Below are 19060 nucleotides of genomic sequence, written 5' to 3'. Positions count from 1 at the left end.
CCAGCCCGGCTTCGGAAAATGACGCTTCCTGCGACGTGTTAGTTCTACCATTCTCGGAAGCATCATTTTCCTAAATAGTGTCAAAAAAGGAAAACACAAGGGCGGTGCTTCGTCACCGCCGCCGTATCCCAGGTTGCGTTGAGGCAAAGAACGGCAGTGACGAAGCACTGCCCTCCAGCGGATCACACGTATTGTCCGGCGAGCATTGCGGCCGTGCTTTCGTCGAGTTGCTCGCGGCGGCGGATTTCTTCGAAGCAGTCGAGTAGGTCTTCCACGCGCAGGCGTTTTTTCTCCGGGCCGGAGAAATCGTAGGCCACCTTACCACGGTTCATCATGATGATGCGGTCGCCGAGATTGACGGCTTGCTGCATTGAGTGGGTGACCATGAGCGTCGTCAGGTTGTCGCGCTTCACGACCTCGTCGGTTAGCGTGATGACCTGGTGCGCGCTTTTGGGATCGAGGGCGGCGGTGTGCTCGTCGAGCAGGAGCATTGACGGCTTGAGCCAGGTGGCCATGAGCAGGGTCAATGCCTGGCGTTGCCCGCCGGAGAGCGAGCCAATGGCGTTTTCAAGCCGGTTTTCAAGGCCCATGCGCAGGGTGATCACGCGCTCGCGGAGTGCGTCCATGAGGTCCGGAGATAAGGCCCAGCCTAGTCCGCGGTTCTTCCCTCGCATGGCGGCCATGGCGAAGTTTTCCGCGATGGACATATCCGGCGCCGTGCCGCTGAAGGGATTTTGAAACACGCGGCCAATTAGCTTCGCGCGGCGGTGCTCGGGCCACTTGGTGACGTTGTTCCCGTCGAGAGTGATCGAACCTTCATCCACGTAAAAGGAGCCAGCAATGGCGTTGAGCAGCGTCGACTTGCCCGAGCCATTCATGCCGAGCACGACGACGAACGAGCCTTCTTTGATGGTCAGGTCGACCCCCTGCAGCGCACGGACCTCGTTGACAGTGCCGGGGTTGAACGTCTTGCGGATGCTTTTTATTTCGAGCATAGCTTTGTATCGCAAAGTTTAAAAGGGTAGGGCGCAGTCTCCAGATAAACCGCCAGCGTCCCGCTGGACCGATAGATTTGCGCATTGCGCAAATGCCACTCCATCGTGGCGGCTTGTCTGGAGACTGCGCCCTACCTTTAGTGAAATTGAAGTTAACTCTGTCATGCAAAGTTTAATTGGATGGCGACGACTTACGCGGCTTTAGCTTTTTGATGAAGCCCGGCAACACGAGCGCGGCAAAGACGAAGACTGCCGTGATGAGCTTGAGGTCGTTTGGGTTCAGGCCCCAGCGCAGGGCAATCGCCACGAGCAGGCGGAAGAGCACGGAGCCCATCACTGCCCCGATGATCGTGAGGCCAAGGCTGCGTTGGCCGACCAGCGCTTCGCCAATGATCACGCTGGCCAGACCCCAGACGATCATGCCGATGCCCATCTGCGCGTCGGCAAAGCCCTGGTATTGCGCCAGGATCGCGCCTGCCAGCGCGACCAGGCCGTTGGAGACCGCAAGGCCAAAGACCATGTAGCGCTCCACGTTTGCACCAAGCGCGCGGATCATCTGCGGGTTATTACCCGTGGCGCGCATCGCGGTGCCGACGTTGGTGCGGAAAAACCAATACAACAGCAAGCCGACCAACGTCACGAAGGCCGCGGCGAGGATCATGACAAAGAAATCAGCGGTGTCGGTTTCCCAGCCAAAGAGGTCCATGCTCTCCTCGCCAACAATGGCGTGGCCCAGCGTTTCGCCGTAGTCGGTGACGTTCTTTGTTTGCAAAAGGGGGACGTTGCTGCGGCCCATCACGTGGAGGTTCACGGAGTAGAGCGCGGTCATCACGAGGATGCCGGCCAGCAGGGCGTTGATCTTAAACTTGGTGTGTAGGATACCGGTCACCGTGCCGGCTAGTGCGCCTGCCGCTGCTCCGGCAAGGGTGGCGAGAATGGGGTGCGTGCCGTTGACGATCAGGATGGCGGCGGTCGCGGCACCAAGTGTGATGGAGCCGTCCGTGGTGATATCCGGGATGTCAAAAATGCGGAACGACACATAGACCCCCATCGCGAGAAGCGCGAGGATGAGGCCGATGGTCAGTGAACCGAGGAGAAGCGTCATGGCGTGTTAAAAGTTGGCTGGCGCATACCAGCATGCGCCGCGATAAAATTGGCTCTCACCTGCGCCGACGAGGGGGCGGTGATCGGCGAGCAGGTGAAGGACGGCCTGGATGCTGCGATCTTCGAAAGCGGCGTTGATCGTGGCCGCGAGGTCGATCTCCCCCTTTTGCAAGGGGTGGTAGGGGAAGGCCGCTGCGTGGAAATGGCCGAGTGTTTTGCCATCGGCATCCAGCGGGCGAAGCTGCGACTCGATGGGCGTTCCGGGCTTTGCGACTACGCCAACGAGGAGGGTGGTCGAGTCGCGATGAATACGGTCTGCGCTGAAGGAAAGCCAATCGCGGATCGCTGGAAACTGCAGGTGCTCGTCACTGTCTGTGGCAGCCAGGGATTGCCTTAGGGCGGCACCGATCAGGCCAGCAGTCTCAGTCATCGCGACAACGATTGCTGCATTGGACTTTGCAATGCAAAGTATGGTCTCGGCTAATTCCAATAAACCGATGACACCGTCGTCCGCGTGCGTTTCAAAACGGGTCAAGCCTGCGGGCAATGCGCTGGCGGCAATTCCGGAGATGATCTGCGCGTCGGCTTTGAGTGCGCCATGGGTGACCATGTAGTCCGGTTGCTTGGCACCATCGGTCGGTTGGTAGGCAACGTTGCCGCCGATTGCGAGTAGCTCGCCCAGGCGATGTGCGTTGTCCGTGGCGTCGCGACCGATCGCGCCCACGCCGATCAGGAAGGCGGGTGCCGAGAATGTCTTTGGCTCGCCATCGTGCGCGGTGACCTTAACGGGTGGCACGTCATGGCCATGGATTTCAAAGATTGCCGATGTTGACTCGTGTTTGGCGATGACCTTACTTTGCGATGCAGAGTTTTTGGTAGAAGAGTCGGCCAGGAGTGCATCGAGCCCCGCGAGGCGAAGGACGTTTGCCGTGTTCTCGGAGGGGTTGACGATCTGGAACGTGCCCTGGATCGCTTTGAGCTGTTTGTAGGTTTTGAGTAGCAGGCGAATGCCAGCGGAGCTCAGGTAATGCACTTCGGCGAGGTCGAGCTGTAGATGGTGCTCGCCACGGCGAATCGTTTCGTCGAGCACCGAGCGCAGGTGATCGCACCAACTGGCGTCGAAGCGGCCGTCCATGATGAGGCGCGTGAAGCCGCCTTCTTTGATCGTTTCAATTTTCATGCGCGGTTAGTCCTTCACTTTCTCAGCGGATTGAAGCAGGGCAGGCGGCAAGATCATGCCGAGCTCCTCGGCGTTTTTCTGGCTGGCTGCGGTGAGGATTTGCGGGGAGACGCGAAAGGGAATCTTGGCTGTGTCTTCGCCCGCGATGACTTGTAGCATCGTCTGGCCAGTCTCGAAGCCGGCCTCGTAGTAGTCGCGGCCAATCGCGTAAGCCGCGCCCATGTCGACGGTGACGCTGTTCATGCTCAGCAGCGGCGTTTGTGTCTTCTCGGCGGCGGCGGAGATCGCGGTGAAGCCGGCTGAGGAGAGGTTGTCCGGGATTTGCACCACGGCGTCGATGCTCTTGCTCATCAGCGCAAGTGCGGCGTCAGCGAGTTCGGCAGAGCTGTTGACGGCGACGGTTTCCAGGACAATGCCGCGCGCCTTACATTCGGCCTCGAAGATTTTTTTGGAGTTCTCGGAGTTCGCTTCGTTGGGGCAGAAGAGGGTGCCGATGCGCTTATATTGCGGGAAATATTTCTGCAGAATATCGAGCATCTCCTTGCTGGGCAGGGCGACGGATACACCGGTGACGTTGGCCTGGTGGTCGGTGTTGGACTTGCCAGCGCCAGCGCTGATTGGGTCTGCCACAATGCCAAAAACGATCGGTGTTTTCTGCGTTTTGCGCATCGCGGTCTGCAGGCCGGGCGTGGACAGGGCGACGATCATATCCGCGCGTTCGGTGAGGGCGTTGTCCACAATGCCATTGAGCGCGGAGATGTCGCCTTGCGCCGATTTAAAGGTGATTTCGTAATCCTTACCTTCCTGCAAATTGCTTTGCTCCATGGCCAGAAGAATGCCTTCGTAGGCTTCTTCAAAGGGCGGCGATTCGACGTAGGAAATGATCGTGATCTTCCACTTTTTGCCGCTGGGGTTCGGGTTTTGGAAGCCGTCGTTTTGCGCGGCCTTCATCTCGGCCTGAGCGGTGCCAATGGCTTGCTTGAACTTTTCTGAAACGGGGATGCCGAGGCGCTGGGCGACGGCGGCATTGAACTTTGCGTTGTTTACCGAAACGTTCTCCATCGGAATGTTGGCCGGGTCTTCGCCGAGGAGGACGCGGGCCAGCAGCGGCGCGGCACCCGCCCCGCTAAAGTAGTAGCCTGGGCCAACGGAGAGCACCGGGCCTTCGGCGCTGGGGTCGCTGTTGATGAGCGGCAGGTCGGCCTCGGCGATGATCTCGGCCACCGGCGCGAAGGCCTGGTAAACGGTGTTGTCACCGGGGATGTAAACCGCGTCGAGATCGCGGCCGACGAGTGCTTGCACCGCCTGAATGACCTCATTGCTATTGCCCGCGGTGACGCCGATCAGCTCGATGTTTTTCTCGGCCAGCAGCTCCTTTAAAGTGGTGACTTCCTTCACGGAGTTCGCCTCGCCGCTGTTGTAAAGCGTCCCGATGCGCTTCGCATTGGGCAGCAAGAGTTGGGTCAGCTTGACCGTGTCTTTGAGCGGGGGCATGGAGCCGACACCGGTCAGGTTGGGGTTGTGGTCGGTGAAGCTTTTGCCGGCACCGGCGGCGATGGGATCGGTGACGTAGGTGAAGACCACGGGGTGCTTTTCCACGGCGGTCGTTGCGGCCTGGAGAACGGGCGTGGTGAAGGTGACGATCACATCCACATCGGTGCTGTCAAAGTTTTGCAGCATGGGGCGGATGTTGATCATTTCCGCCTGCGCGTGACTGCGCGTAATGGTCAGGTTCTTGCCCTCCACGAAGCCTAGCTTGGCCATGCCGTCGATGAGGCCCTGCTGGCAACGCTCCCAGCTCTCCTCGGGCGCGTAGTAGGCAAAGGCGATCTTGTATTGCTTGCCGGGCTCGGCTTGGAGGTTTTCGGGGGTGGCAGATTTGCGCTCGGTGCGCTTGCCCTGGGCGTCGATGTAAACCTGCGCGCTTTCCTTGAGCTTGGCAGGGATGGACCAACTACCTTTAACGCCCTTGAGCGCGGGCTCGTTGATGAGCAGCGTCTCGGGCATGTAATTTTCAATCGGGACATCGGCCGGTTTTTTGCCGTTTAAAATGTCGGCCGCGAGGAGCCCGGTTTGGTGACCGACGGAGCGGTAATCCGCGCCAATGTCGAACAAGGCACCGCGCTCGATGTTTGGCGGGATGACGGTGAATACGGGGATATGGTTATCGTTGGCGGCGCTGATGAGCGCGTCCAAGGCCACGATGACGGTGACGTCACCCGGCACGAAAATGGCCTGCACCTTTCGCGCGCAGAGCGCGGCGGCGGCTTCGCCCACGCCGGTGGAATTTTCCGCCATGGCTTCCTCCAGCTTGATGCCCATGTTTGCGCAAACGACGCGGGCAACTTCGATTTGTTTGACTGCGTTGGCCTCCGAGGAGTTGTAAACGACGCCTACGGTCTTGAGTTTCGGGTTCAACTGGCGGGCAATTTCGAAGGCGCGCTCCACTGGCTGCATCGTGCCGTAGCCGGCCATGTAAGGTGGGTGATCGAGTGGGTTGTCCGCGCTGATGCCCACGCCGACCGCCGAAGGGTCGGTGACGAGGCCAAAGACATGTTTGGTCCGGCCGTTGGTGTTGGCATTGGCCACGGCTTGCAGCGATGGTGTGCTGATAGACATCAGCAGGTCGTAGTTGCCGCTGGTCATGGCGGCCGCCATTGTGTGGGCGGTGGGCATGTCGCCCTGGGCGTTGAAGAGCTTTACCTCCAGGTTTTCGCCCTGTATCCAGCCACGGGCGCGTAACCCGGCGAGCATGCCCTCGCGGCCGTCATCAAGGACTGCCTGCGAGGCGTGCTGGAGGATGGCGATGCGCTTGATTGCGGCGTGAGCGTCGTCGTCCTCCGATTCGCGGGAGTCGAGGTCCGAGTAGAGCAACAGCGCTGACGCCGCGGCAATCAAAGCGCAGCCGAGCCAGAGATTTTTAATGATTTTCCACATGTAGTTGCGAGTGGGCGAAGGAGGGAGATGCCCGCAGCATCTATAGGCGATTAGTGGGATGGTCGTCTTCACGCAAGCACCAGTTTAGTTCGTCGTAAAAGCAACCCCCGCACCATCTGAAAAAAGTAACGCGCCCCCGGTTAAAGGGGCGCGCTTGTCACGCTATTACGGACATGTGTTTCCTACTACTGCTAGCTATTCTATTAAAACAAGGATCAGCCGGACTGCGTCGCTAAAAGCATGAGGCTGATCTTCGCCATAGTTCGAATAGTGCGTTAGTTATAGCACACCCAACATTAACCGCAGATTAAGTGCGCAAAATATTTCTGATCTTTTTGGAAGGTTATGTTTCTCCACTGACGGGTGGGGTTTTGGGTCTATTGTATTGATATAAACAGGCTATATTGTGTAAATCCGTTGCCTGTAGGGAATACATTCGTTGCAATATGCTCTACCATCCGGTTCCTGCAAAACCGTTAATCCGCCATCCAGGTCAGATCTTACTACTCTCTTGTCATGAATAAAACACCGCTGGCCCTCGGGCTAATGGGCGTTGCTTTCGCTGCTGCGCCGATCCTCAATGCGATCACCTATAGTGAATGGGCGATCGCCAACAATCTACCAACGGGTGAAGATTCGCCTAGCAGCAATCCCGACAATGACACTTATCCCAATGCGTTAGAGTACGTCTTTGGCACGGACCCGCTGGCCTCCGACTCAGTCGAACTGGTCGGGCCGAATTTGATCGAAACGGAAAACTCGCGCACCTTTTCATACCTGATCAACAGCGAGCTCGATGCGAGTACTCAGATTACGCTGCAGCGTTCGCAGACGATGGATTCCAATAACTGGTTTGAAGTGACCCGGCAGGGCAGCGGAACGCCAGATGTGAATTATCCGAACTCACTTCGCTACAACCAAACCATTAGCCTCAGTGAGACGCTGCGTTTTTACCGTTTGGAATTCCTCATTGATTTCACGCCGGAATTTGCCGCGAAGGTGCAAGTCGGTCTGGACGTGGGTAAAGACACCTGGGACCAGATTCCCTACATCGACATTGCCTACATTTACCAGCAGATGCCGGAGGTAACCAATGATCAGGGCACTTTTGAAGACACCAGCAAATACCCGCGCGTTATTGGCGCTGAGCAGGTGGCCTTTACCCCGAATCTGATCGAAGATTTTCAGGCAAAAAACTTCCGCCCCTCCAAGCGTAGCTGGATGGGCTGGTTCCTCTGGGGCAATGGTGAGCCGCCGCCCGAGCGCACAGCCGGCTACCCCTTCAATTGGGATGGTCCGCTCTCGGAAGACTGGGACTACTATGCGTGGCAATTTAAGGACCCCAACCATGTCCGTGACGGTGCGTGGACGCAGGTGCGCGTGGACCAGCAGCCGCTCTACATGCAGCCGCTGCGCCTGAACTACAACTGGGCACCGGGACGCTTTGGTTTTGAAACCCAGCCCATGCAGCACTACCCGGGAGACGCCAAATACTGGGCGGAGAAAAAGATCGTTCGTGGTGTGAACCTTTCCCCGAATTACCCGTTCTTCGTGCAATACGGCAACCGTATCGATCAAGGGGACAATGACAACTATCCCGACGCCTGGCGTGAGGCGTGGTTGCGCATGTATGTGCGCCCCCTGGAGACGCTGGTGATGGTCCCCTCGGTGCTGCCGCCAGCCGATGTGAATGGCGATGGTGAATACCTGCTGAAAAAAGACGTTTGGAACAAGGTCAGCGCAGATGAATATCAGCCCTTTCCCTTTCCGTTATTCCAAACGGACGCGCCCGCCAAGGACCAGACGCCGTGGGGCATCCTCACCGACAAGATGGGCGACTGGCATGCGGATATCGTGTACGAGGGCGGCCATTCCGCGCTGTCTAATTATGACACCGTTCGCTACTTCCGCACGGATTACGATGAAATGGCAGACGGCAACTACCTGAAGATGACTGTGGCTCAGGGCTCCCCGTTTGTCTGGTGCGAGCTCGCAGCCTCCCATGCTGCCGCAGGTGATGACGACCTGTATATGATTTTCTACAACCTGATTCGCCTCAACCTGAAAGGCTCGATTGACAACAACGGCGGCTTTACTTTCCCCCCTGGTAGCGCACGTCCGGGGGAAATGATTGAGGGCACCAATTCGGAAACGGTTGCTGGCGGTCCCTGGGAAGTGCCCGGCGTCGATGGCGTCAGCTATGTGCTTCTTTACGGCAATCAGTCGAACCCGAATCAGTGGTTCATGGAAGTTCTCCCGGAGTTTAACAACCTCGCGACGGACGACGTCACCAACATGATTCCCGGCGGTTACAACCAGCCGGGCGACCAGGACAACCACACCTACTTTGCCGTCTTCTATCGCACTGATTCCATGGAGCCGGTGGAGCTCGGTTCGGGCGGGCAGGGCACCACGGAAAACAATGGCACTGACGAGCAGGGCAACCCGTATTTCTTCCTCAAAGTTAAGAACGACGACCCGACTTACCAGCAGACCAAAAAGGCATGGTTCGTCGTCGGCCAGGCACCGGTCATGCGTTACTATCATACGGATGTCACACGCGACGACCGCGCGGAGCTCGATGCTGCCGCCAAGGCTTGGGCCGATGAGATGGGCAAGCACGCCTTCAACTTCCTGACCGACACGAAGATCCATTACGACGTGGCCAACATGAACCGTGTCATCACGGAGTTCGATGCCACCTACACCAACCCGTATGCCGAGGCCGGTGCCGCCGGTGCCAGTGCCATGACCGCGGGCAACGGCTCGGTTTGGGCGCTCTTCCCGCACCACTATCAGCCGCTCACTTTGGGGCCGGACTTGACCCAGGCTTCGCGTCCACAGGTGGTCTGGGAGCCGCTCAAGACGACCGGCATTGATTTCCCCTCAGTCACCGCTCCGTCCAATGCCAACAAGAGCACGCCCAGCACCCCCTCACGCTGGGATTACTGGCACCCGCGCGGTAATTTAAAATCGGTCGTCACCGATGACTGGACGGTGGAATATCCCTTCCAGAACTTCCTGCCTTCCATGCCCGAGCCCAAGTGGGACACCAAATACGATCAGACGGGCATCCAATACGTCACGCTTACGGATACGCTTGGCTACCAGAACATTACCGCTACGGTGAATGCACGGATCGAAGACAAGCGCACCGACAAGCAAGGCTCGGGCGCTGAGTTTCAAGTGATCCTTGAGCCGTTTACCGGTCGGGTGTTGCAGGTGGATGTGGTCAATGGCGGTCAGGGCTATCCCGAGGGCAATCCGCCCTCCATCAGCGAAGTCGAGCTGATCATCGACCCACCCGGCGTTCCGGAATCGCAGGGCGGCGTTCAGGCCAAGGCCCGCTTGCAGATCAACGGCGAGGGTAAGGTTTTGGCCACCTTCATGGATAATAAGGGTGAGGGCTACTCGCCGACCATCAAGATTGACCAGCCATCCAACCCCAATTACGAGCCGGCCATCATCGTGCCCAACTTCGACTCCAACGGCTTCATGCAGCCGGGCCGCGCCCGCGTGATTTCCGGTGGCTCGGGCTATGACTTTGGGCAGGCCTTCGATATCAAGGTGCTGGCACCGCAATTACCCAATACGCCCGATGCGATCGTGAGCATTGCCAACCCGGGTGAAATTTACGGTGTGGCTTCTGCTGGGATTGGCGGCTTCGTCAGTAACGGCCAGTACCCGCTCATTAATGGCAGCGTCGATGACACGGCTGACAATATTACGGTTGAGATTTCTGCGCCCACTATTGGCGACAGCAAGCCGGAGTTTGATCTAGTTGTGGAATCGACCAAGAAACTCTTTGGTCTGTTGATTGCCGAACCGGGTGACTACTCCACGCCGCCCACCGGTGCCTACTACCTGGACGACAACAACGTGAAGCAAAACCTCACGGGGTTGCGCGTCGAAGACGGCAAAGTGATTCAGATTCGTTTCCCCGTCGAAGGCGGCGGCACGATTACTTCCCGCAAGACGGTGGTCCTCGAAGGGGGCGTCGGCACCGAAGCCAAGATTTACGCATACCCCGGCGCTTACATTCAGGACATTATCCTCAAGGCCGGAACGGCGGACGATATCGCCTACGCGGAGCCGGTGCAGATTTATTTCCGAGGTGGTTATGTTGGCAATGGCACGGAAGCCGGCACATTTAAGTTGCCGGAGTTTGACTGGGAGGTCGATTCCTCCGGTAAGCTGGTTATCAACGGAATCGTCGCGGGTAAGGCAGGCAGCGGCTGGGACCGTGAGGCGACCTTTATCGTGCTCGGCGGCCGTGGCCACGAAGCCGGTGTATTGCCCAATATTTCCAACGGCGAGGTGACTTCGGTTGACGTCTTGCGTCCGGGTTCCAATTACCCGACGGATGGCTCAGTGAAGGCGGTCCTCAGTGACTCCACTGGCTCAGGCGTCCAGCTCCAGGTCAACGTGGTGCAAAGCGGCGACCGCATGGGGCAGATCGAGTCGATCGATGTGCTCAACGGCGGTGCCGGTTACACCAGCCCCACGCTGTTCTTCGTGCAGGATACCTCAGCAAATCCAACCGATTCGCCGCCGCGCGGACCCTTTGCGATCGTTACTTGCCAACCAAACGGCAGTGGCGGTCTGACTTCTCCTGTGATCGTCAACGACGAATTGCAGAAGGGTTATTTGCCGGGCTTTGATGGCGAGACCAGCGCCGAGTCGGGCAGCCTTTACGTCAGCTACGAGTCACAATCGATCAACGCCAACATGCAGATGTTGACCGCCAATCCGCAGGCCAAGGGCTACCTGACACAATCGGTGCCGCTCTTTGCACACGTTGAGCAGATCCTTTACGACAACGTTATTGCTGATTACCAGATCGATATGTCCGACGGTGTTAAGCCCTTCGGCGGCGCTTTTGGTGGCAAGACGGCACCCGATGGTTATGGCTTGGGTAACCAGCTTTCGCGCACCACCAAGTCGCTGAACGTGCTTTACCAATTGCAGGCTCAGTTTGGTGACCGGCCCAATGTTTACGCGAGCCCATGGGCTTTCGCGGTCGGCCGCACACCCTACGTTCCGCCGCCTTATCAGGAGGGCGTGAAGGCACCGAGCTATGAGGTCGGCCTACCCGTGCTGGCGGATAACAATCCGTTCTACTCGTTGCGCAATGGCTTCAAGCTCTCGGTGCAGATGCTGCAGCGCACTTTGTCTCTGCTGCACGTGAGCGATGAAAACGGTGTGCCGTATTCCAACAACCCCGCCGCGACAGACCCGGTTTGGAAGATGAGTTACTTCTCGTCTTACGACTTCAATGCCGGCCGTATCCTCATCAATCCGTCCTCTACGATCCCCGTCGATGGCGTGGTGAGCTCGGTGCCGCATCCGCCTGCGGTCAGCGCGGAGGAAAACGCCAACAAGACTGGTCTGCTCCGTTGGGAGCCGGGTAAGCTCTGGAGCGGCTTCGGCGTCTCCGACCAATGGAACGACCAGCATTACTTCTTCGGTTACTATTTGGGAGTCGCCGGTTGGGCGGCCATCTTCGACCGTGCGTGGGAGACCTCCATCGACGGCAAGCCCGACGACCTGTGGATCAGCTCCAGCCAAATGGGCACGGCGCTCGACCAATGGTATCTCTCCGTGGCCAACGATCCGGACAACGCCGAGCTACAGTCTGTTATCTACAACGTACCGGAGTTCACTTACCAGAAGCTCCCGTTCTTCGATCAGTTCACGGGCCATGGTTGGGCCACCGGCGTGCAGCCTGGCCCGGCTGGTGCCGTGCTGGATGCAACCACGCCCTGGAGCATTGCCCAGGCCTCTGGCACCTCCAACTTCAAGTATGGCGACGAAAATGAGAACTCCGTCTGGGAAGGCTTGCAGGCCTTCAGCGCGGCGATTCTCTACGGTGCCGGCACCGACCGCAAACCGCTGGTGGACGTTGGCCTCTACATGCTGGCTACCGGCATGGCGGCCAATGACATCTACTTCGCCGACAAGAATTACAACCTCACCGAGTCCAGCAAGAACCAGTTCTCTTGGGTGCCCGTCACCACGATCGACTCCGACAAGATCCCGGAAAATGGTGGCAACATCGGCTTCAAGAGAAACTCCAGCTTCGTCACGGCGGTGAATCCGCAATACTACGATGCACCGGATTACTTCGGCGGTGAGGCCTCTACGGGCATCTCGCTGATTCGCAAATACGGCCCGACGCTCAACAACTTCTTCTACGCCTTCCCAACCGGCACGAAGTTCATCACCGCCTACCCACCGACGGCGTGGACCATGGGCATATCCCGCAACAGCGATTACATGCGCGCCTGGGCGGGTGCCATGATGCAGGAAGACTGGCGCGAGGCGCGCGACTCCTCGCTATTCCAAGGGGGCAACTGGCTGGGCATGGCGCTGACTGCTGCGCTCTCCGGTGTGCCTTACAACCCCGGTGATGAGCCGGTCGACGCCAGTGGCACTGCGCTCAAGCCGGGCTTCAAGCCCTACGTCGATCGACTGTGGGCGAGCTGGGCATCCATTGATGGCCGCGCCGGTTCCGAGGCTCAGCTTCAGCCGGCGTTCAGTTCCACCTCGGTGCTCCACTTCCTGCACACCTTCGACGCCTATGGCTCGCCGGACTGGACTTACTGGAGCCGCGCCACCGATGCCTCGGGCAATAGCAGCGATGACTCGATCATGATGATGGCGGCCTTCTCCAAGCTCTCGGAGGATGGCACTTCGGTGGAGACCACCTTCGTCGCGTTCAACCCCGGTTGGGAAACACGCTACTGTGCCTTTGACCGCCTCGGCGGTGATGGCTCCGTCGCCAATGCGAACGTCTCCGGCGTCATGACCGTTGAGCCCAAGAAGATGGAAATGGTCACCATGACCTTCCCGGTCAACTAATCAAAAGGGAGCATTTTAACCCAAGGCCGGCTCGGATGAGTCGGCCTTTTTTGATGCTCGTTGTCGCAGTTAAGACTTCTGCAAAAAGATGTATGTGGGCGATTCTGAAACACGTAGAATGATGTTTCCGTCTTTCGTCATGGGAATCGGCATGGGGGGCACGGGCTGATCGTCGAGCGGCATACGCTCGGCTTTCGATGGTTTGAGAGCACCGGGGTTCATTGTTACTTCGGCGGTTTGCTCTGAGCCCGTGGGCGACCAGGCGACCCAAATGAAATCTTTAGGAACTGTGCCCGACTGATATTCATAAACAAGACACTTGCCGGGCTGCTCCTCGACGATCCGGGTAAAGCGGTAATCGCCCAGCGTCTTGTGGAGGTGGGCCACTGCGTAGTAAGACGGTTTGGGCTGGAAATTGCGGGTCAGGCCCGCGGCGGCGTGAACGCTGGCCTCATCACTGTCGTTGAAGAAGTAGATGTAGGCGCGGTCGATATCCATTTCGGAAAAGCAGAGGAATGCGCGTACCAGGTAGCGGGCTTGCTGGGTATCGGTCACGCCGACCCAGTCTTTGAATGTGCCCTCCTTCTTTTGTGGTTGGGTGGTGGCGTCCCAGCCAAACTCCGTCACCCAGACTTCCTTGTCCGGTGCATTCTCGTTGCGCCAGTCGATGACGTCTTGCACCTTGGTGAGGAAGTCGATGTCCGGGTCTTCGGGGTAGCTGCGCCGCCAGGTGGGCCAGCCTTCGACCTGCGCGTAAGTATGCGTTTTAAGCACGTCATAAAGATGCTCTATGCCCTTGAGCAGATCGATGTTCTTCGCATACTTGTCGCTCTCGCCGACGTGGATGTTGCCCGTCAGGATTTTCAATTTCGGGTCGCCATTGCGCAGTCCGGTGGCGAAGGCCTTGAACAGTCGCGGGTAATCTTCGTCAGAGTAGTGGCCGGGCTCATTGCCGATCTCAGCCGAGGTCACGAGGTTGCGACTCGATGGTCCAAAGAATGCGGCGAAGGCCTGGGCGTAGCGTTCGGCGTCGGCGTCCATATCTTTCCACTTGTCTGCGGGCAGATTGCTAAACATGAGCGCGGCGTCGATTTCGTAACCGTCCTCGACCCACTCGCCATACATCTTTTCCCAGTTTACTTTGTTTTTGGCGAAGGGGAAATCGATGCTGGCCTGAGTGTCGTCTCCGAGATCCCAATGTATATTGTGATAGTCGCGCACCATACGCGTAACGGGTTCATACAGCTCGGGCTTGAATTTGACGGTGTGTACGCACAGCCCCATGAAATCGTTGAACACGGGCTTGTCGGCCAGCGCGCAAAGTGGAAGGGCAAGGAGGGAGAAAAGCGGGGAAATGCGTATCACAATTAAAACAGTAATCTCAAGATCAGGAAGGATCAAGCGGACATGATTTCTTTAAAGCAGGTTTTAACCTCAGGACTATTGGTGATGCTGCTTGGTGGCGGTCGGCAAGATCGTTATCTGAGTTGTATTGCTCAGTCTGTAAATGGGCTGTATTGCTAGCGCCTAATACAGTCCTCATAGGATTAAGCTGGTGGTATGTGCTTTTTGTAATCTGGACTTAGTACGCTATATTTAGGGTTTTGCTGGATTTGGTGACAAGTTTTTGACATGTAGGTATCCTTTTTCCTCAACCTGCGAACCCTACTACTCATGAAGAATTCCAGAAACTACGTTACTAAATCTCTTAAAGTACTCCCTTCGCTATTCCTGTTGGGTAACCTCTATGCGACGGACGCCGTGACCGGTTTTGACGTCAATGGCTGGAACAGCGATGACACGCGCAACAGCTCCGGCACAAACATCATCAATGGCACCACGAACGCTCCCGCCAGCGGCGCGACCTCGGACCCGACGCAGGTTTCCAATCAGCTGAATTGGATCAACTATCTCGGCTCGACGGGTAATCTGGGCGGCCTGCAGATCGATACTTCCAGCTCCGCCAGCCAGAAGAGCACGATCAGCGTTATCGATACGTCGACCGGCTTCAGCGCCGCATCAGTTTTGACGGACCCTTCATTCAGCGCCAACTACGTCTGGCAAAACAACGACACCGTTGTTCCTGGACCGGCGCTTAAGTTCGGCGTCCAGTCGACGGAATACGGAAGCGGCTCCGGCCAGTCGCAGGAAGGCTTTGCAGCGACGCGTTCGGGCGAAGCTACCTGGGATTTGATCCTCGTGTTTGATCCCACGAACAACGGGCAGAACTCGGATGTGAATGGCCGCTTTTACAGCACCACCGTCACTGAAAACAGCCAGTTCTTCCTCTTTCCACAGGCCAGCAATGCCTACTGGGCATCAACCTACGGCGCCACGAGTGACACGATCGGCATCAATGCCGGCAGCCGGACGATGGACGAGTGGGCCGCGCTCGACATTGATGGCGCGCCCGGCGGTTTGACTTGGGGCGACGTCCTCTTTGACACCGGCGCCGTGATCTCCGACGTGCAACTGGGCATGGGCTCGGGCAACGCCGGCGCCCTGACCACCGTCGACTACGTGGAGGTGAGTTTCCTCAACGGTGGTGAGCGCTATGACTTTGTCGAAGGTGTGGCTTACACCGGAGGCGGCAGTGACCCGACGCTCTACAGCGACGCCGACAACTGGGGCGGCGTGGCCCCGAGCGCAGCCGATAATTTCGTGGTCGATCTGGATGGGACGACTAACCTGAACGTCACCGGCGCTTCTTCCACTTCCCGCAGCCTGGGCATCCTGGCTGGCACGACGAACCTGACCCTTGCCAGCGGTCAGGCGTTGATCCTGCCCACGGCGACCAACGGCACACTATACATCGCACCCGACGCCACGCTCAACCTGACCGGCGATGGCGAGCTGAATGCCTCGGTGCTCGAATCCGGCGGCGTGGCGAACATCGCGGTGACGGGCACGCTTGACGGCGGCGCGGACCCGCATCCCGTGCGCGACGGCTCGACCAGCCGCTATGGCATGGTCGTGCTTGAAGGCGGCGAAATCACTTTGCAGGACGGCGCAGACATCACCGTCAGCCAGGACAACCTCAACGTCGGCGTCCGCGTGGGCGAAGGCGCGGGTGATGCCGGGGTCCTCAACATCGAAAGCGGCGCCAGCCTCGTGGTCGGCAATGATACAGATTTCGGCACGTCCGGGCTGACCAGCAATGGTTTCTTTCACGCTGGTGACTGGGGTTCGACGGGCATTGTCAACCAGACCGGCGGCTCCTTCGAGCTGAAGGACGGCTCCTTCAATCTGGGCAATCAGGCGGGTGACGGCACGTATAACCTCTCCGGCGGCACGGCGACCTTGTCCGGCGGTTTGCACAGCCTGGGCCGCAACACCGGTTCGCGCGCAGCGGGCATCGGCACGCTCAATATTTCCGGCGGCGAGTTCACTCTCCAAGCCAGCCCGAACAATGGCAACGGCAGCTTCATCATTGGCGACCGCGAAGCCAGCGACAACGACGGCACGGGCATAGTCAACCAGACTGGCGGCGTGTTCCGCATTTCCGGCAGCTCCAATCTCTACCTCGGCGGCTACGGCGCGAGCACTTATAACCTCGAAGGCGGTGCCCTGGAAATCGGCGGCTCCAGCCTCAAGGGTAACTACGGCAGCGCGACGACGGACTACGACTTTAACCTCGGCGGTGGCACAATCCGCGTGATCGATTCCGACCTCACGACCAGTGTCGACATCAACGTGGTAGACCTTGATCCCTCCGCCAACGTAACGGCCTCCACCATCGACACCAACGGCTTCAACGCAACGTTCTCCGGCGGCTTGTCGGGTGATGGCGGCCTTGTGAAAATTGGCGCTGGCAAGGCGGCGCTCTCGGGCTCGCAGGATCGCTCCATGGCGTTCCTGAATATCGAGCAGGGCGAGGTGGAACACGTCAACGGCACGACTGAAATGAGCGGCTTGCTCGCGGGCAGATCGCCGGCGACATCGCCCGACTCAGATGGCGTCTTTACGCTCACCAACGGCACGGTGGACATCACGGCGAACGGTGGCGCGCTGCACATTGGCTCCGGCGATTCCGGCGAAAACAACGGCACGCTCAACATCGACGGCGGCACGCTCAACCTCGGCGTTGCCGGCGATGGCGCGACGCGCGTGGATGCCTACATCGGCGCCTTTGGCACAACCGGCGAAGGCGTGGTGAACCAGACTGGCGGCACGGTCAATAAGCTTTCCGACGACGGCGTGTTCCACATCGGCAATCAGGCCAAGGGCACTTATAACATCAGCGCTGGCGCGATTAACATCATGGGCGACAACGGCATGGTGCTCGGTCGCTCGGGTTCGTTTGGCGATGGCGATGGCACGCTGAACATCAGCGGCGGCGAAATCATTTTCACCGAAGGCACGGACCTGGTCTTGGGCGGCGCGCAGGACAGCGAGCCCCTCACGGGTTCGGGCGTGGTCAACCAAACCGGCGGCACGGTTTCGCTGCGCGACGGCGGCAACCTCGTCCTCGGTCAGCGCGGCTCCGGCACGTATAACTTGCGCGGCGGCTCGCTGGAAGTGGGCGGCGCGAACCGCATCAAGTCCGGCAACGGCGGCGCGGCGACCTTCAACCTTGGCGGCGGCATCATCAACGTGATCAGCGGCCTCACCGTGGGCAGCGACATCAATCCGAATCTTGAAACCGGCACGACGTCCACGATCAACACCAATTCCTTCGACGCGCTTTTCGCCGGCGCCTTCAGCGGCAGCGGTAACTTGAACAAGTCCGGCGCGGGCAAGCTGACCCTTTCGGGCGCGAGCACCAACACCGGCTTCATCGCGGTGAACGAAGGTTCGCTCGTGGTGAGTGGTTCCGTTGGCGGCTCGCAGCTGTCGGTTGCTTCGGGCGCGAGCCTGAGCGGCACGGGGACGATCAATGCGCCGACCTTGATCAACGGCACGCTGCGCCCCGGCAACTCGCCTGGCATCATTTCCTTCACGAACGATTTGACCATCAACGGTCAGGTCGATTTCGAAGCCATTGCCAACAGCACGGCCAACCGCGGGGTCAACTTCGACGGCATCAATATGGATGGCGGCGCGTTCACTTTGGGCGAGACTGCGTTTATTTCGCTGATCTTCGATGGCGCCGGCTCCACGGTGGACTATACCGATGCGTTTTGGACGACCTCGCAGAACTGGCTCTTCGTCGAGAACGCCGGTGAGCTCACGATTGGCAGCGGCGTGATCTTCGCGGTCAGCGATGACTCCAATGGCATGACCTTTGATTCGAGCATCGGCGGCTTTGACCTCCTGGGAATTGGCGGAAATCTTTACATCAACTTTGTGCCCGTGCCCGAGCCTGGACACTACGCTGCCTTGGCTGGCTTGATCTGTCTGTTCATCTGCGTGCGCCGCCGCCGTCGCGCCTAGCGGCGGACATTCATTTTGTATCTTGATTGCTGCAAACACTGCCCCAACGGGGCTACGCAACCATAGCCCAGGGTTCAAGCGAACCGCTTGCGGGAAGCGCTACCCTGGGAAATCGGATTCGGTTATCTCCCTGCCCCAACGGGGCTGCGCAAGATGTCGTTTTGCGCAATCCCGTTGGGATAGGCAATTTACGTATTCGTATTCCCAGGGTAGGCGTTCGGCCGCTCTGCGGCCTCAAGCCAACCCTGGGCTATAGTTGCGTAGCCCCGTTGGGGCAAAATTACTGAAAGTTGAATGTCCGTTCGCCCTAGGGGAGTGTTTGCAAACCTCTCTTGGCGCTGAGTATCGCGGCATAAAGCCGCTCCTACGGTTAGCTGTGGGAGGGGCTTTACGCCCCGATAATAATCCTGATTGTTAAATCAGATTGGCCTTTTCGAACACACCCTGGGGGCTGTTCGAAAAGGTGGAGCATTCCCCGCTCAGCCTGGATGCATGGAAATCAGCAGGTTCAGATTCAGCCCGTTTCGTTGGCAAACGCATCACCATCGTTTTTAAAAACACATGGGGATGTGTTGGAGCATCATAGCACGATGTGTTGGAGCAACACATC

The 19060-nt window shown here is 58.5% G+C and carries 7 protein-coding genes; 2 read left to right on the top strand and 5 right to left on the bottom strand.

Translation table 11 applies throughout. The features are described from left to right. Positions 1 to 182: 182 nt before the first annotated feature. The 4 genes from O3S85_RS20630 to O3S85_RS20615 all read right to left on the bottom strand — a co-directional run bounded on the left by O3S85_RS20630 (position 183) and on the right by O3S85_RS20615 (position 6216). Positions 183 to 995: an ABC transporter ATP-binding protein gene (locus O3S85_RS20630; protein ID WP_269543086.1), complete on the bottom strand. Its 813-nt coding sequence runs from the start codon at positions 993 to 995 to the stop codon at positions 183 to 185. Positions 996 to 1167: 172 nt separating this feature from the next. Next, positions 1168 to 2100 carry an ABC transporter permease gene (locus tag O3S85_RS20625; RefSeq protein WP_269543085.1) on the bottom strand — a complete coding sequence of 311 codons (933 nt, stop codon included), beginning with the start codon at positions 2098 to 2100 and terminating at the stop codon, positions 1168 to 1170. 6 nt (positions 2101 to 2106) lie between these two features. Further along, a complete protein-coding gene (locus O3S85_RS20620; RefSeq protein WP_269543084.1) occupies positions 2107 to 3279 on the bottom strand; it encodes an STAS domain-containing protein in 1173 nt (390 codons plus the stop codon). A gap of 6 nt (positions 3280 to 3285) precedes the next feature. Then, entirely contained in the window at positions 3286 to 6216 is a 2931-nt protein-coding gene (locus O3S85_RS20615; RefSeq protein WP_269543083.1) for an ABC transporter substrate-binding protein, read from the bottom strand. 516 nt (positions 6217 to 6732) lie between these two features. Here O3S85_RS20615 and O3S85_RS20610 point away from each other — a divergent pair. Next, positions 6733 to 13077: a hypothetical protein gene (locus O3S85_RS20610; protein WP_269543082.1), complete on the top strand. Its 6345-nt coding sequence runs from the start codon at positions 6733 to 6735 to the stop codon at positions 13075 to 13077. Between the two features lie 69 nt (positions 13078 to 13146). On the opposite strand, the gene O3S85_RS20605 is transcribed toward O3S85_RS20610, so the two are convergent. Beyond that, a complete protein-coding gene (locus O3S85_RS20605; RefSeq protein ID WP_269543080.1) occupies positions 13147 to 14442 on the bottom strand; it encodes a hypothetical protein in 1296 nt (431 codons plus the stop codon). A gap of 309 nt (positions 14443 to 14751) precedes the next feature. Between O3S85_RS20605 and O3S85_RS20600 the strand changes: the two genes are divergently transcribed. Continuing rightward, positions 14752 to 18450, top strand: coding sequence for a beta strand repeat-containing protein (locus O3S85_RS20600; RefSeq protein ID WP_269543078.1), 3699 nt, complete (start codon positions 14752 to 14754; stop codon positions 18448 to 18450). Positions 18451 to 19060 lie beyond the last annotated feature (610 nt).

The sequence above is a fragment of the Cerasicoccus sp. TK19100 genome (genome assembly GCF_027257155.1).
GTDB lineage: Bacteria > Verrucomicrobiota > Verrucomicrobiia > Opitutales > Cerasicoccaceae > Cerasicoccus > Cerasicoccus fimbriatus.
The sequence above is the reverse complement of the archived record's forward strand: the minus strand, read 5'-3'. Positions and strand labels throughout refer to the sequence as shown.

What these genes read in the sequence shown, in the direction of transcription:
- O3S85_RS20620 (WP_269543084.1), bottom strand. Translation starts at nt 3,279, where the DNA reads ATGAAAATTGAAACGATCAAAGAAGGCGGCTTCACGCGCCTCATCATG.
- O3S85_RS20615 (WP_269543083.1), bottom strand. Translation starts at nt 6,216, where the DNA reads ATGTGGAAAATCATTAAAAATCTCTGGCTCGGCTGCGCTTTGATTGCC.
- O3S85_RS20630 (WP_269543086.1), bottom strand. Translation starts at nt 995, where the DNA reads ATGCTCGAAATAAAAAGCATCCGCAAGACGTTCAACCCCGGCACTGTC.
- O3S85_RS20610 (WP_269543082.1), top strand. Translation starts at nt 6,733, where the DNA reads ATGAATAAAACACCGCTGGCCCTCGGGCTAATGGGCGTTGCTTTCGCT.
- O3S85_RS20625 (WP_269543085.1), bottom strand. Translation starts at nt 2,100, where the DNA reads ATGACGCTTCTCCTCGGTTCACTGACCATCGGCCTCATCCTCGCGCTT.
- O3S85_RS20600 (WP_269543078.1), top strand. Translation starts at nt 14,752, where the DNA reads ATGAAGAATTCCAGAAACTACGTTACTAAATCTCTTAAAGTACTCCCT.